Genomic DNA, 15,644 nt, shown 5'->3' on the forward strand with positions numbered 1-15,644 from the left:
TGGACGATAGGTCCTGTGAGAGTAGGTCGTCGCCAGGTTATATGCCCGCACTTAGTGAAAGCTGAGTGCGGGCTTTTTTTGTGTCCAGTTTTAAGAGTGGGGATGAGACGGGTTTCACTGTGTAGGCAGAGAGTCTGATGACACGAGCTCTGGTGATGTTGCCTCTGTATTTGCTCGGTTTCGAGCAAGCGGCTCTGAATGCCTACATTACCTTGGTGGGTGTCCAGGCTGTGGCGATTCATGCTAACCTGGGAATCAACTTTGGTTGGCTACGTTATATCATCGCGACTCCCAAGTTCTATCACTGGCACCATGCCAAGGATCATCGCTACATGGATGCGAACTATGCTGTTCACCTGCCAGTGATCGATATGATTTTTGGTACCTATCGTTGTCCCAAGGGAGAGTGGCCGGAAGAGTACGGGAATATGAGCGGCAAGCCGCCAGAAGGATTCTGGAAGCAATTGGTCTTTCCCTACAAACGGAAGTGTAAAAAGAAAACGAAGTGATTCTCTTAGGTGTAGATTCATCTGCTTTTTATAATGGCGGGATATGTCTCATTGCTGTTAGTTACTAGGCAATGAATCCGATACTTGTAGTAAATGATGATAGTGCTCTTTTGAATGAAATCACCACCGTTTTGAAAGAGGAAGGTGTGTTTCATTTGGCGGCTTCTAGCGGAGAGCAAGCTCTGACAATGGCTTCTGGATATGATTTCCCTCTCGCGATCCTCGATCTTAAACTGGGGGATATGGATGGAGACGAACTCTACAAGCAGCTTTTGGAAAAAGAGTCTCATTATGTGCTGCCAGTGGTAGCTCTGGTAGATGGACTGGACGGAGCTGAAGTCGAGGTCCTTAACCGCCTCTTGCCACAGGGACAGGTGACGCTGCTCTCCAAGCCTCTGAAGAAGGAATGGTTGGTAGATCTCGCTAAGCGTTACGGTGAAGCACGATAGATTTTGACTAACAATGATGAAGCCCCTGAATGTTCAGGGGCTTTTTTTATGCTCTGGAGTATTATGGAGTGCGACTATCTGTGAGCCTGAGTCTGGCGAAAATTTTCGAATGATTGGGAGCTGTAATGGTATGAGTGACTTGTGAAAGACCATTACCTGAATCGACTCTATTCGTGGAGCTTGTACCTCCTACGGGAACATTGCTCCATTCTACAAGGTCGTTAGAATACTCTGCTGTAAGTGAGAGCCATTCTGGTAGGTCGCGAAGATGGTGTATGAAGGTGTAGGTGTCGTCGGTACTTGCTTGATTGAGCTGGATCAAGGGCTGGTCACTGGGGGACATTTCGTCACTGCCGGTAAGGTATTCGATTAGGTCTGGTATATTATCTCCATCAGTATCTCCGTTGCCTAGAGTTCGCGTGTTGCCGGTGATGCTTTTTTCATAGATGTCAGGTATGGCATCTTTATCGATGTCTTTTTGATCATGTGTCTGGAGGAAGTCGGCAGCAGAGAGTTCTTTCAGAGCGATTCGCACGTAATCGATTTCTCCTGTGAAGGCATGGCTGCCACTATTGAATCTGCCGATGCGCAGAGACTGGCTGTTTGCATGTGATCCTGTGGTGGTGTCCTCGATATCGGTGATGAGTACGCCATCGAGAATGAGTTTGAGCCGTTTCGTATCTCCATTCTTGATGGCTACCAGGTGGTGCCAGTTACCGTCATTGACCGTGATGGATTCAGAGGTGGCGATGGCTTCTTGGGTAGAATCTGAAACGAGAAAACGGATGATGCCTGAGCTTTCCATACGAAGCCACCAGGATGGCTGGTTTGATCCCAGATCTTTGGCGATGATCGCTGAGGAGGAGTTATGACCATTAGGAACCCGAAAGACGGTTTCAATGCTGAAAGTGTCGTCTGCCGCGAAATCGAAGTTGTTCCCTGTTTGAGAATCAGCAATGTAGATTGAGGTGTCACCAGAGAAGCTGAGTGCGGTGCAATTCGGGTAGCCTGTGGATGATGCTGTATAAGGTATGGCGGAGACGGCGGTGAGGTGGCGAGCATTGCCGTCAACAGCTGTGTCGAGGATGCTGGCGTTTGTTGTGTCTACCTGGGCACCAGCCGTTTTTTCTTCAAATCCCCAAAATGCCGAGGCTGGAGATTCCGCTGGTGGCGCTGGTACATCTAACCATTCTTCATTCACACGGATAAATTTGATGAACTTATACCCTCCTGTGGAATCGCCAGTTTCAAAGAGGACACCCAAGTTGTCGTCTGCTGTTTTGACCATATCAGAGTAGGCGAAGAGGCCGTCGAATAGCTGTTTGGGTTGTGACCACGTTAATGACTCGTCGGTTGTCATCCAGAGCGAACCGTTTGAACGTGATGAACCGTTCGGACTTGAGAAGATGATGCGGTTGGTGGCTGCTCCTTGGTCAATTGCACTGAATCTAACAAGAGATCCTTGGCAGATGGGCGTTACGAAGTGTGAGTTTCCATCGTAGGCGGTGGTGTAAGTGTTGCCGCCGTCTCCAGAGTAGGCTTCGGAGCGGTTACCTGCATCACTACTATAATCGCGGGAATTGATGTAAATGTGGGAACCTGTACCTGTATCATCAGCGATTCCCGGCGTGTTCAGCTCTACTAGAGTCGTCTCATTCGGTGCTGCTCCATTAGCTGCATCTGCGTAGGCACTCATCTGCCAGGTGGCGCCGTGGTCATCGGAATAAATGATTTGAGCCCCGAATGCGCCGGAATCCGAACCGTTTGTTCCTACGCGATGATTCGCCGGAATGACGAGTCTGCCGGCCTGAGAACCTCGAGTAAGCTGAATACCATGACACGGGCCTGTGGCATACCAGCCCCAGTCGGGGAGTTTGACATTGCTGGTGATTTCGGTGGGCGTTGACCATGTGGCGCCGTGGTCAGTGGACTTCATGTGGAAAACGGTGTCGTTCTCACGCGTGAAGAGAAGGTGCACATGGCCAGTGGTCGCATCGAGCACTGGGGCAGGGTTACCAATGGTGATTGGTGCTGTGCCTCCTTCTTCATGGACGAGTTGAAGATTTCCCCAGGTGGCTCCGTTGTCAGTAGAGCGTTTCATGACGAGGTCAATGTCTCCACCATCGGAATAGCTAGATCTTCCCTCGCAGAAGGCAAGCAGATCTCCATTGGCTGCTTTGATGATGGCGGGAATACGGTAAACAGGGTAACCCTCTCCCGATGTGAAGACAGTGGTGACACTGTATTCGGGGGCAGCCTGGCAGAGGGAGGTGACGCATAGCGAGAGCAGGGCTACGGATGTGAGTCGTGTGAGTGGTTGCATTCAAAAACGCTAGCACAGATGGTCTTGGTGGCTCTGAGCAAGCTTTGGTTCATTATGAGACCAATTGGGTTATAAGTGTTTAAAGCGTATGAGGATATGAGGGCTTTTAGGCGGGGCGCAGTGACGCCCCGCCTGATCCTTGATAACACGACACGAAAGTGATGGATCGCTAGAGGAGCTTTTTGATGTGTTCCTGGAAGCGGTTGTACAGATAACCGAGAGCGATGAGGGTGAGTCCCAATACAATGAAGCTCAAGATACGGCCGAGGGTGTCGAATCGCATCACATCGATGCAGATGACATAGAGAGCAGCTAAGCTCAGCCAGAGCAGGCCCGTGTAGCGGTAGATCCTAAACTTAGAGACGAGGCCTAGGCTGAATATGATGAAGGCTAGGAGTGTCCAGGTGATAGAAAGCCCGTGGCCGTTGTAAGCGTTGGCGACATCACATGAAGCAGCTAGGAATAGCAGTAGTAGTGTGAAGACCGTTGAGAGGGTGTGTAGGGATTTCCAAGGTTTGGGTAATCCTCTTGTTAGGGGGTGTATGAGCAGGGCGAATCCCAAGCAAAGATAAGTGCTCAGGGCGCTGTCTCCATAATAGGGGGCGTTCAGGATCTGGGCCACCGCCAGTGGTAGGTAGGTGCCAAGGGTAAGGAAGGGAAGGTCTTGGCGCTTGTTGGCCCAGAGATAGAAGACGACCGCGAGGATGATGAAGGCATAGTACGGGTGTGTCAGGTGGCCGTGGAGCGGGACGAGTGTCAGGGTCATGCTTGTCGCCAGCGTGGTGCGCAGCCACTTGAGATCGAGTGACTTCAACCACCTGTCTGCAACCATCAGATGAAGACCGATTATGGCAGGGACGAGCAAACCTACTCTGCCGATCAGATCGCTCTGGTAGATCAGGGTGAGCAAGGAGGCGACGATACCAAAGAGCGCAGGAATACTGAGTGAACGGCGGCCTGATCTCTCAGAAATGAGGTGGGCGGTAAAAGCCATGATGCAGGGGAAGATGGCTCTGCTGATTAGGGCGCCATGCAGCGTGTACAGAGTCCCGTAGCAGACCACGCAAGTGAGGATGCCCGACACCCAGCCAATGGGTGAATCCTTGGCGGGAGGAAGCATGGAATAATAGCCTAAGGTCTCTTTGGCGAGACGGTGGATGACTGGGCTGAGGAACCAGAACGCGAGAAAAGCTCCAAGGGTCAGATAGGTGAGAGGATAGGAGTTCGTTGGTTGGGTGAGTTGCCAGAATCCCCCAATCATCAGGGGCAGCGGCGTCACGAGGGTGAGGTCAACCAAGGCTTTAAGTTTTGGTACTTTGAGGTGCAGGCACAGGAACGTGAGGACTGTCGCCATCAGTGCGAGAGTACGGTAGCTGGTATCTAGCTGACCAAATACGCCGAAGCAAAGAATGATCCAGGTGAACAGGGCTGGGATGATGGCGACGGCTGCATTGTTTGTCTCAGGGGTATCATGCACCGCTTGACGCACGAGAATGGTGTAGGCCGCATTGAGCAGCGTGAGGGAGACATAGACAGGAATACTTGCGGCGGGAAATCCGCCGAAGAAGCATAACCCAAGCGAGAGCAAGTACACGATCGCGGAGATGCCTTTGAGGGTGGAATGATCATGACGAATACCTGCAGCGAGAAGAATACAGGTCTCCGCAGCGAGTATGAGGAAACGTGTGTGACCTGCGTAGCATTCCATGATGCCTAGGGTGAAAAGGAAGAGCCCTTGGTAGGCAAAGGTGCTGGTGAGGTGTTTCGGCCACAGTTTGCCCGTACTGGAGATGGTACCACAGAGCATAAGGAGAGTGCCAAAGCCTAGAGAGAATTCACCATAGAAGTCTTGGGGAAGGAGTTGGGGAATACTGTAGACGGTGAGGAGCCAAGCCCCTGCGTTGTTCATGCTAGCCAGGAGTTTTGAGGTGCTGGTCTTAATGGACCTGCAGGATGGCAAGGCCAGAGCCGTGATAAAGAGCAGCCAGTAGCTGGCCAGATAAGTCAGACGTACCGTGTCTGTGGAGGTATGTGGATAGAGCCCTAACCAGAAGGCATGAGAAATATAGGCAGCCGCCACGGTGACTAAGCCCACCGAGGTCCAGCTGTGTCTAACAAGAAGATAGATGCCGGAAGCGGATAGAAGGAGGGCAGAGAATAGGGAAAGCCAGCCAGTGGGGTTGACGACCGAGCCGTAGAAGGCCAGGCCGATGGCCATAACGCTGATGATGCGCGAGCGTTTCCAGCTGGCATAGACCAGTATGAGTCCGGCCCAGAGCGTGAGTAAAGTGGCTGCCAGTGGGGGGCTGTGCACGACTTTGAGTGAACTGACGAAGTGCGAGGCATAGATCGTGTAGTAGCCTGCGGCTAGACCTCCCGCCGTGATGACCCTGCCATAGCGGCGAAGGTCCTGTTTCTTTTTCTCAAAGAGCATTCCACCCAGGGATAGCATCAGCGAGATGAGCATGAAGCAGCTCAATTTCACGGGAGCCGTGGCGGCGAATAACCAGTTATGATACGCGTAATTTCCCAGGAAAATCAGACCAGTGAGCAGGGAAACGATCCCGAAGCGGACAAACCAGATTTTACCAAGCTTGAGTTCCCAATCACTGGAAGAGGGAGAGGCGTTGGAGGCCGTTGCTTTTTCTGCCGCTGGTTTGACGGACTGTGGCTCCTTGAGGGGAGTAGGATCAGGTTTTGTCTCGGATGCAAGAGGGATAGACTTCTTCTCTTGGATAGGAGCGTGCGTAGTCTGGGTGACGGTTTGCTTGGGTGGCGTAGGAAGAGGTGGTGGTGTTTGTGCTGGCTTGGGATCTTTTTTGATTTGCTCGATCGAGTGGTCGAGCTGCGCACATTCCTCACGCAGCTGGTCGATCTTGTGCTGCAATCTGCGCTGACGGAACTGAATGTCCGAGATGGCGATGTCCTGAGGAGTGGGGTCCATCTCGGGACTTTAAGCGATGTGCTTACCTCTGTGTTATCGAATATTCTTACGTTAGTATCGATTTGAATGATGATTGCCGTCCGTCTCTGGACTGTTGGTCATCCCTTCCAGGAAGGCTGGGAATAGAAAGTAAGACTAATTTGTTAACACGAGGAGGGCGATGTGCGTGAGATAGTATAGATTACTCTCTACATGTCTTCGAATTACGAACATAGCCCGGAAGAGCAGCGCGAATTCATCAGTCTGGTCACACAGTATCAGCCTTCTTTGCGTGCATATATCATTTCACTGATGCCGGGCATGGATGGGGCGGCCGATGTGCTGCAGGAGACTAATTTGATTATTTGGGAGAAGAGAAAATCCTTTGAGATAGGCACTAACTTCGTGGCCTGGGCTTATGCGATTGCCCGCTTTGAAGTGAAGCGTCACAAGCGCCAGTATTCTAAACAGAAATCCAAAGTCTGTACTCTGGATGATGACCTTGCCGAAGAATTGGCGGAATTCTGTAGTTTGGTGCCAGAGGAGACGGAGAAGCGCATGCTGGCTCTTGAGCGTTGTCTCTCCAAATTGAAGAAAGAGGAGCTCCAGTTGATCCAGCAGCGCTATGGCTCGGACCTCTCTCTGAAGGATTATGCGGATAAGGTCGGGAGACCCTTTGGTTCACTGCGGGTGACCTTGCATCGTATCCGTAGCGGCCTGCGTCAATGTGTGGCGTATCAATTGAACCCCAGTCTTGGAAGCCGATGAAACGGCGTGAGCTCGAACATCAGATCCAGGATTTGCTGGACGGTAACCTAGACGAGAGTCAGCTGGACGCTTTGCAGTATGAACTCAGGACCAACTCTGAGGCTCGTGAAATCTACCGTGACTTCATTCATTTGCAGAATGCCATGCAGATGAATGCCACGGTTCCTGCGGCAGTTGGTAAGGCTTTGATACCCATTGACCGGGTGGTGCGTCGTCAGCGAGTCAAAGCACTCAGGCTAACAGCCCTGGCTTCGGCTGCAGTTCTGCTGGTAGGTCTCGTGACTCTGGCATTGCTGACTGTGAGGGTGAAGCCGAGTGAACAAGCAGTCTTCAGAGTAGCGCCAGGGACACAATATAGTGTCAGTCATACGAAGCAAGCATTGGAGGGAGGGATGCAGCTAGAGGTTGGATCACGTCTTCAGTTGCAACAAGGGACCGTGGAGCTGCTCTTCGGGAATGGGGTGAAGTCGGTCGTTATGGCGCCAGCTGACATGATCCTACTCAAAGGGAATCACTTGCAGTTGAACAAGGGCAGGGCCTGGTTCGAGGTGTCCCAGGGTGCAGAAGGATTTACAGTTCTTACCAAAGAACTGAAAGTGGTGGATCTGGGGACGCAATTTGGTGTGCTGGCAGATCACGTGAAATACGATGAGGTGCATGTGTTCAAGGGGAAGGTGCAAGTGGAAACCTTGAAGGAGGGAGCGGAGGCGGAAATCATCAAGGCTGGAGAAGCTCGTAAGCTGAAAGCGATGAATACCCTGCTCGCAGTGGACGTAGAGCCTGAAAAGTTTATAGAAACGCTACCTGATAGCTTACCTTACTTGCACTGGTCCTTCGATCATGCTGAGGGCAACGCCTATCCGGCAGAGGGATCTATGCCTGGAGTGGAATTGGCCGCTGCGAGCCCGCGCATCGCCAGGGTAGAAGATAATAAAGTACCCGGTAAGTACGGGGCGGGAGTGACCTTCCGTAAGTTTGAGAATGAACTGACGACAAAGCATCCCGGTATTGGTGGTGATAGACCCCGTACTGTGGCCTGCTGGATCAAGGTGAAGAAGGCTCCCCGTGGGAGAACGATGCGTACGAATATCGTGGGGTGGGGTGATCGTGATGTGATGCTGTATAATCGCCAACGTTGGCAGCTGGCCGTGATGGGGGATGGTGAGGGGGCTTCAAATCTAACTGTGGTTGGTGCGGGGGCGCATCGCACGAACTCGAAACTGGAAAACGGGGAGTGGTATCACGTGGCTGCCGTATGGGATCCCGGTGCCAAGCCCCCCGAGACTGGTGTGATGAGAGTGTATATCAATGGCCAGGAGCAAAAGCTTGGCGTCTATCAGAAAGATGTCTGGCCAAATACGAAGGTGGGTCAAGAGGCTCTACCTATTGTGATTGGTGCGACGATGACACTGAAGAACAACAATCGAAGTACTTTCCACGGCGCGATTGATGAGTTGTTCATCATCGAGGGGGCTATTGGTCAGGATCAGGTGATCCAGCTCATGGAGAAGAATTCCATGAAGTAAGCTTTAGCTTGGATGCGTGAGTGCGCGCCCCAAGCGACTAGAAAAAACACATAAGTATACAAACACACAAATGAAACATATGATGAAGCTAACGAGCTGTCTGGCTATACTCTCTGTCACCAGCCTCTCGGTTAATGCCGCGAATGTCATTCTGAACGGGAGTTTTGAAATCGATGACATTTCCAATGGAATTGACAACTCAGGAGTGGCACTGGGCTCTGACGGCTATGCAGATAACTGGGTGAATAGTTCCATAGCCACTGGAGGAGCACTGGGTTCCAATGACGGGTCTAATAGAACATTTACAGGTGATGATAGTACTTACATCTATCAGCTGACATCTGCTACCGTAGAGGGCGCAGGACAAGAGCTGACCTTGGACTTCTATGGGAATTCCGGAGCTGCAGGCCGTGGATGGGTCGGTGAGATTTTCTGGACCACCGACGGTGGAACTACACGTAATGTGTTTTCAGGGTCCAGCATCACCTTGAACATGAACAATGTCTCTGGCGACTGGGAGCAGGCCAATGGCTCAGCCACATCCTATGTGCTCTCTGGTGCGGATGTCATTGCTGCAGGTATTGGTGCCACTATCGGAGTACAGTTTGTCGGTACCACCGGTTCCACATTCAAGGGATTAGACTCAGTATCCCTCGATGTACAGGCCATCCCTGAACCATCCTCGACTGCCCTTATTGGCATGGCTGGCCTTGGCCTTCTACTGCGCCGCAGACGATAGGCGCTCGCAGACATTTCATCAGGATTGGCGGAATGATTCCGCCAATTCTTTAATGGATTGGGTGTGGGTCGGGCAGGTCTGGCATTTTGGCGCCTTCTGGACTGACGCTGCTAGCTTTAATGGAAAGTAGGGTGACTCGTCCGGGGGTGATGGAAAAGCCATAGGGGTGGATAAAGGTTTGACCGTTTCGAAGGGTGAGGCCGGTATTGAATTGAAAGCCCTCTTGATCTTTCTGGGCTTTGATGAAAAGAGCCAGACTGAGGTCAATGATACGGTGGTCTTCACTAATGATAGGTTCGACTTCAAATTCGTGAGTAGGATTATCCGGATTTCCGTACGTGGAGATGTGTCGCTCACATGATTGAGTTAACGCAGCGAAAGTTGCCAGAACCTTGGGTTCATGGGCTTGAACTTGTTCTTTGTCCCACTCGAGGAATGGGTCATCAGGTCGTTTGACGGAAATGAGGGTTCCTTGAACAGATATAGATACCGGGGCCTTGACGAGTTGCTTGGCTGCGAGCTCTTTGACGAATTTGATTACCTGAGGTGTCGATTTGACAAGGATGTGGCCCGAGCTGATGTCGTAGAGAATATACTCACTCTCTTTGAAGGTGTGTTTTGTTAGGTTGCTTTGGATGTGTGGGATCAGGTTGTAGACCAGGTGTCCCTCGGGAATGAGATGAGCCCAAGGTTTGGGAGTGTTCTCAGGTGTTAGTTTGACGGCCTTGCTGCGACTGATGTCCTCGATGATGTCTGAGCCGTAGTAATGCTTCCAGTAGCGTAAGTATGGGTCTGCTACTGGTTTCGGCCTGTCTTGAGCAAGGAGGGGGGTAATCAGAAGAAAGAGGAGTGTGTAAAAGCGTAGCATGGTTAATTAGAGTTTGATGATATCAGCTCGGAGGATGAAGTAATGCTTTCGTTGTGAGCCGGGCTTGGATGGTATTTGGGTGATGAGAGGCATACCGTCAGCGAGGATAATGCCGCTATCGGCCAGCGCAGAGGGGGCGATGATGGCGTATCGAAGATCGATATGGCGTCCATCCTCACTAAGACTGGGTTCAGCCTCCAGACTGAACTTGGGCAAGGCATCTGGATCTATAGTTGGGTGGCTTATTGTGGACTTTTCTCCGCTTCGGGAAATGCTGGTGACAGATCCGTGGATCACTGCATCGGGAAGTTTAGACAAGTCCTGGGGGCTGGTCTGATAAGGGTCGGACTCCACATTATTGGGGGTTGAGATGTGGATCACAGTGAACTTGATCATCGGGTAGGTGTGGCGGCAAGACCAACGCAAGAGAGCCTCCAATAGATCGTGGTTAATGGCGGTGCTGTGAGTGACCAAGGTGCTACGTGTCGCATTGAAAATACACCATGATTCGTCACTGAGAACGACACCTGTCGTGGCTATAGCTTCTTTAACGTCGTAACAGAGGTCTGAGGAGGAGGTGATGCCAGCGATATCCGGAGACTCAACGAGCCTGAATTGGCGAGGCAAAAGGATAGCATTTGGTTCTTCTTCCGTAATTGCAAACGGGTCCTCGGCAGCTGAGGAATAGGCGCCGTAGAGGAGGTTTAGTAAATCCTCAGGGGCTTTTAGGGAGTGAGTAAACAACGTGCTATCTTCATCAGGGTAGGGAGCTGTATCTGGAAATGGAGAGTGGGAGGATAGGGATGAGTGATCATCTATTCTCTCGTGAGCATGAGGATCCTCCACCGGAATCATGTCTGCTTGGGTTACCTCTCTAGTTGGGGTGAGTTCTTCCACGATGTACTGGAAGGTGCTGCTCATGTCTGCATAGATTCTCTGGGTTTTGATATGAAGATGATATTGGATGTTTCCTCGCTGATGGATCAGCTGCTTGTGATCTAATCCCAGGGGGTAGATGAAACTGCTGGTATGTTGAAGATCTAGGCCTTTCAATTGAAGCTTCAGTTCTCTGACTTCCATGGATTGGCCGGCATAGTGAAAAGTGGACTCTATACTCAAGTCAACGGCCCCATCTGTGAGAGTGAGTATAGTGCCCGAGAGGTGTGGAATCGTGCCACCTAACAAGGTCTCAGCATGAGTATTATGGGCGGTATCTTGGCGAGTGATCAGAATGTTACTGATGTACTGTGAAGGAGGGTCATGGCGTATGTTAACTATGATACTCTCAAATAGATCGTGGAGGATTTGATCCCCGTAGATGTGGAGATGCTGCTTGCTGTGGTTGTAAATGAAGTAGCAGCCTTCTTTGCAGGTGATTCCATAGGTAGAGAAAAATTCAGCAGCGTCATAGACTACATCATCAGCGGAAAAGTAATTGCCGAGTTGGGGGGGCTTGATGCGCCTGGATGATTTGGCAAAGCCAGCAACACCTGTCATGGATGAGAGTGGATTTTTCGGCTCTGGAGGATCAGCAAACGGATCATCTGAGTCTCCCTCGAAGGGCTCACTAGGGGCCAGTACTTGAAGAAATTCAGGATCTACCCAATAGCTTTTTAGAGTGAGCTTCGTGTTAGACTCGGGTTTGATTGCGAGATAGTTTTCCGATGAGTCAGGCCGATACTTATTCTCTAGTGTGAAACCATCGGTGAGCCTGATGGCGGGGCTGAGTGTGAGCAGCAGGTGGTAGCCGGTAGAGCGCTTGATTTCCAACGTGGTGTCCTGATTCAAGGTGAGGTTCACCCCGGTGCTCAGTGAACAATCATACTCAGCCAAGCGGAAGTCGAGTTGCGTGTCGATGACCCACGGGTATTCTCTGTGGTAGGATGGCTCGGTGCTGATGTAGGAGATGTCGCTCTCTGGTCCCCAAGTGATGTCTGCTTTACTACCGTTGTACGAGGTGAGGTCGATGGATTGGATAATCTCGGATAATGCTGGTTCAGGAGTGGCCCAGATGAGCGGAATTTCTTGGCGTCGGGGTACCTTGTATATTGTGGCTCTGATATGTGCGTAGCTGGGTGAGTTATAGAGGTAGTTATGATAGACTTGTCCTATGGTTTCGGTGAATGGGACATTACCATAGATATAGAGGGTAGAGCTGGAGTGGTGGTAAACGACAAGACCGCGAGTATCGGTGGCCTGCATATCTTCTCTATCGAAGTAGAGGTTATGTCGTGCGCCTAACTGAGTGATCTTGTCAGCTTCCTGGAACTTTTCGGTAATGAAGCTGGGGATTTCTGTGGGAGCCTCGTTCTCGCCGAAGTAATGGATGATCCCCGGACCTGCTGGTAGACTAGTAAGGATACGCTCGTTCTCCGCGTAGGGCTGAAGCGTGACCTTGGCCGGATCCAAACTGGGGGCTTGCAATAAGCTACTGGCTGGGGTGTCGGGAGAAGCAGATTTGTTAGAGTTAGTGGCGTCCCGGCAAGAGGGGAGAAGAATCAGTAAGGTAATAGCGAGAAGCGCGAGCACCTTGGATCGTGCGGCGTGATTCTTCGGGTGGAGATCTGTCGTTAGGCCTAGGCTCATGAGCTTTCTTGTTAACTCATGTACTAGGTGGAGTCTGTAAATTAGTTACAGCTAAAGGTGTGCGAATCCCGGGAGTGGGCTATTCCGCAGTGGGCATGGCGTCTGAGCTGGGGGAACTCTGTGTGGGGCCCATGGTGGGGGAGTGTTCTGCGCTGTTGTTAGAATGGCGGAAATTGGCTTCTTTTTCCGCGAGGCGGTCTTCGAAGTTGTTGACGAGCTCGGCGTTGGAGAGGCGTTTCTCGAGTTCCGCGATTTTCTTCTGCATCGCCTCGAGCTGTTTGATGGTGGGGGAGTCTGGCTTACGGGGGCGTCCAAAGATCCAGATGGAGGCGACGGACAGCGAGGAGGTGAGCAGGATGATACAGGGGAGGTAGACCGCAAATCCGAGTTGAGAATTGGCAACGGCTGTCGTGACGAACAGCAACAAGGTGACCACCGAGATGATTCCGGTGGCGACTGTTTTATTGAAGGTGTTTCCGAAGCTGTCTTTCACTGCGATGCGTGGTGATTGGTAGGTGTATTCTAGGGCGATCTCGGTGGTGCGCAAGGGCTACCAAGGTATAAAATGCAGGTGTTTTTGGAGTCAGTACAAAAAAGTGTGTAACGTTTGGGGGGTAATGGAGATGCCTCTATGTACTCAATCATCTGCTTTATGTTCGCACGCATTCTACTATCTACAGCCATCAGCCTGGCAGCAGCTCGGGCTGAAATCATCAACCTCGCTTTCCATTATAATGGGGATACCGTCTATGAATTCAGTGAGAGGCCCAGCGGTGGCGTGGTCACCAATGGCTCGGGTGGTTTGAGATACTGGAATAATATTTTCTATGATGGAGGCGCTGGGCTGAGGTTTAAAAACCATGGCTTACGTAATGGTGACGGTAAACCCAAGGAGGTGAAGCTCAGCGTGCAGGCTGGCTATGTCGGTACGAGCCCTATAGTTGGCGAGACGTTGACGGACGACCACGTTCTGTACAAGGGCTGGTACGGTTTTAGGGGGGGGGAATTTCTAGAAATATCTAATGTGCCAGCCCGCTTTAAACAGGTAGGGTATAAAATCATTCTCTACACGAACTCGGATAATGCCGACAGGTTGATGGAGTATTCCCTGAATGATCAGTCAGGTTCGGTGAAGGAAGAGGGCAATTATTCTGGAGAGCTGGTCGAGGGGAAGAATATAATCGTCTTTCACGGCCTCAAGGGCGGCAAGGTAGTCATCAAAGGTAACAAGAATCCTGAAGGGCTTCGTTCAGCGATCAATGGCCTGCAGCTTGTGACTGATAACCATGCCCAGTTTTATACTTATCATGAGGAGGGTACTCCTGAGGGAAAGGCCTGGGTACGCTGGGAGTGTGGAGGCGTGGTGAAAACGGTCAAGGTGCTGGGGCCGAACGGAGGGGTCCTTCATCAGTCTGATCAGGCTATGGGGTCTTTGCTGGTGGATGCTGCCAAGGCTGGGCAATGCAAGCTGGTGCTCCAAAAAGCAAAGGGTACTTATACCATTCCCGTCCAAAAGAAATAAAGCTCCAGCCGCAGGGCGGCCGGAGCTTTCTAAGCGCTGTTATGGCGGTTAGGAAAGGATGTTAGCTGGTGGCCAGCTTCTCAATGCGGAAGACGACGGGCTCCTCGGTCACGCAGTCGAGAGCCTCGCATTTCTTGAGGGTTTCCTGCAGTTTTCCGAACGGGCATTTGTGCAGCAGGAAGACCATATCGACGAAGTCCTTGTCTGGATCCTCTGGGTCTACTGGTGAATGGGTACCGGAAATGCCGATGCCATCATTGGCGAGGATGTTTGCGATCTCGGCGATCACGCCCGGGCGGTCGGTGACTGCGAAGCGCACGTAGTAGGAAGTTTCGGTTTCCTCGATCGGGCGCAGCTGGCCGCTCTCGCTATAAGGAAGGAATCCACGGTGACCCGCGGTGTGGACGAAGGTGTAGGCTGCCTCGACGAGGTCGGCCACCACTGAGGAGGCGGTAGGTTCCTTGCCGGCACCACGTCCGTAGAAGAGGGCTTCTCCGGAGGCATCACCACGGACAGCGACGGCGTTGAAGACGCCATTCACGCTGGAGAGAATGTGGCTCTTGGCGATGAAGGATGGCTGGGTGCGGAGCTCCACGGAGCCGTCGCTGTGCTGGCGTACTACGGAGAGGAGCTTCACTGCGTAGCCCAGCTTGGTGGCGAAATCGATATCGATGGTGCGTACGCGCTCGATGCCGCGAACGTAAACCTGTTCCGGGTCCACGGAGAAGCCGTAGGCCAGAGTGGCCAGTAGGATGGCCTTGTGTGCTGCATCCCAGCCGTTCACGTCGAGGGCCGGGTCAGCCTCAGCATAGCCCAGGTCCTGGGCTTCCTTGAGGGCTTCCAGGTAGTCGAGACCTGCATTGGTCATGCGCTCGAGGATGTAGTTGGAAGTGCCGTTGATAATGCCGGACATGGTCTCGATGCGGTTGCCCACATAAGAATCCTGCACCGCTTTGATCACCGGAATACCTCCGGCGACAGCGGCTTCAAAGTGAATCGGAGTATCGTACTGCTTGGACAGGGCAAAGAGTTCCTTGCCGCGCTCTGCGAGCAGGGCCTTGTTGCCTGTCACGACAGGTTTCTTCAGCTTGATGGCTTCAGCCACGATGTCGAAGGCCGTGGTGGTACCACCGATGAGTTCGACCACGATGTCGACCTCCGGATGGCGGACGACTTCCTGCCAATCCGTGGTGAAAAGATCTGCCGGCGCATCATCGATGCGCTTCTTGGTAATGTCACGAACGGCGGCCTTGATAATGGAGAGGGAGAAGGCTCCCTTGGCTCTGTTGCTAATCAGAGAGCCGTTGCGCTGGATGGTTTCCCATACTCCGGTACCTACGGTGCCGAATCCTGCCATGCCGATGCCTATGTTTTTCGTGCTCATTGTGCGGGGACTGTGGAGTGAATTTTTGCTGCTGTTAAGCGTTAATT

The 15,644-nt window shown here is 51.9% G+C and carries 12 protein-coding genes; 6 read left to right on the plus strand and 6 right to left on the minus strand.

Annotation, left to right across the window (positions count from 1 at the left end):
- Nucleotides 1-137: 137 nt before the first annotated feature.
- Nucleotides 138-509: a sterol desaturase family protein gene (locus tag BUB27_RS10195; protein ID WP_143183743.1), complete on the plus strand. Its 372-nt coding sequence runs from the start codon at nt 138-140 to the stop codon at nt 507-509.
- A 71-nt stretch (nt 510-580) separates the two neighbouring features.
- Nucleotides 581-958, plus strand: a complete 378-nt coding sequence (locus BUB27_RS10200; protein ID WP_143183744.1) for a response regulator — start codon at nt 581-583, stop codon at nt 956-958.
- A gap of 61 nt (nt 959-1,019) precedes the next feature.
- On the opposite strand, the gene BUB27_RS10205 is transcribed toward BUB27_RS10200, so the two are convergent.
- Both BUB27_RS10205 and BUB27_RS10210 read right to left on the minus strand, forming a co-directional pair.
- Nucleotides 1,020-3,281, minus strand: a complete 2,262-nt coding sequence (locus BUB27_RS10205) for a sialidase family protein (protein ID WP_143183745.1) — start codon at nt 3,279-3,281, stop codon at nt 1,020-1,022.
- Between the two features lie 169 nt (nt 3,282-3,450).
- A complete protein-coding gene (locus BUB27_RS10210) occupies nt 3,451-6,225 on the minus strand; it encodes a DUF2339 domain-containing protein (RefSeq protein WP_143183746.1) in 2,775 nt (924 codons plus the stop codon).
- 192 nt (nt 6,226-6,417) lie between these two features.
- Here BUB27_RS10210 and BUB27_RS10215 point away from each other — a divergent pair, with 192 nt between their 5' ends.
- The 3 genes from BUB27_RS10215 (at nt 6,418) to BUB27_RS10225 (ending at nt 9,237) form a co-directional block, all read left to right on the plus strand.
- Nucleotides 6,418-6,972: a sigma-70 family RNA polymerase sigma factor gene (locus BUB27_RS10215; protein WP_143183747.1), complete on the plus strand. Its 555-nt coding sequence runs from the start codon at nt 6,418-6,420 to the stop codon at nt 6,970-6,972.
- A complete protein-coding gene (locus tag BUB27_RS10220) occupies nt 6,969-8,498 on the plus strand; it encodes a LamG-like jellyroll fold domain-containing protein (protein ID WP_159434904.1) in 1,530 nt (509 codons plus the stop codon). Before BUB27_RS10215 ends, BUB27_RS10220 begins: the two co-directional genes overlap by 4 nt.
- 79 nt (nt 8,499-8,577) lie before the next feature.
- Nucleotides 8,578-9,237, plus strand: coding sequence for a PEP-CTERM sorting domain-containing protein (locus tag BUB27_RS10225; protein ID WP_159434905.1), 660 nt, complete (start codon nt 8,578-8,580; stop codon nt 9,235-9,237).
- A 49-nt stretch (nt 9,238-9,286) separates the two neighbouring features.
- Here BUB27_RS10225 and BUB27_RS10230 read toward each other — a convergent pair whose 3' ends face one another.
- The 3 genes from BUB27_RS10230 to BUB27_RS10240 form a co-directional block, all read right to left on the minus strand.
- The gene (locus BUB27_RS10230; RefSeq protein ID WP_143183750.1) at nt 9,287-10,105 is read right to left on the minus strand and encodes a hypothetical protein; all 819 of its coding nucleotides are present in this window, start codon (nt 10,103-10,105) and stop codon (nt 9,287-9,289) included.
- Nucleotides 10,106-10,111: 6 nt separating this feature from the next.
- On the minus strand, nt 10,112-12,691 hold the full coding sequence (locus BUB27_RS10235; RefSeq protein ID WP_143183751.1) for a hypothetical protein: 2,580 nt from the start codon (nt 12,689-12,691) through the stop codon (nt 10,112-10,114).
- Between the two features lie 79 nt (nt 12,692-12,770).
- Nucleotides 12,771-13,238 (minus strand): hypothetical protein, encoded by a 468-nt coding sequence (locus BUB27_RS10240; RefSeq protein ID WP_143183752.1) that lies wholly within the window; start codon nt 13,236-13,238, stop codon nt 12,771-12,773.
- A gap of 105 nt (nt 13,239-13,343) precedes the next feature.
- Here BUB27_RS10240 and BUB27_RS10245 point away from each other — a divergent pair, with 105 nt between their 5' ends.
- Nucleotides 13,344-14,213, plus strand: a complete 870-nt coding sequence (locus BUB27_RS10245) for a hypothetical protein (protein WP_143183753.1) — start codon at nt 13,344-13,346, stop codon at nt 14,211-14,213.
- A 61-nt stretch (nt 14,214-14,274) separates the two neighbouring features.
- Here BUB27_RS10245 and BUB27_RS10250 read toward each other — a convergent pair whose 3' ends face one another.
- Complete coding sequence (locus BUB27_RS10250) at nt 14,275-15,597, minus strand: homoserine dehydrogenase (protein WP_143183754.1); 1,323 nt, start codon at nt 15,595-15,597, stop codon at nt 14,275-14,277.
- Nucleotides 15,598-15,644: the final 47 nt, after the last annotated feature.

Source organism: Rubritalea squalenifaciens DSM 18772 (genome assembly GCF_900141815.1).
Taxonomy (GTDB): Bacteria; Verrucomicrobiota; Verrucomicrobiia; order Verrucomicrobiales; family Akkermansiaceae; genus Rubritalea; species Rubritalea squalenifaciens.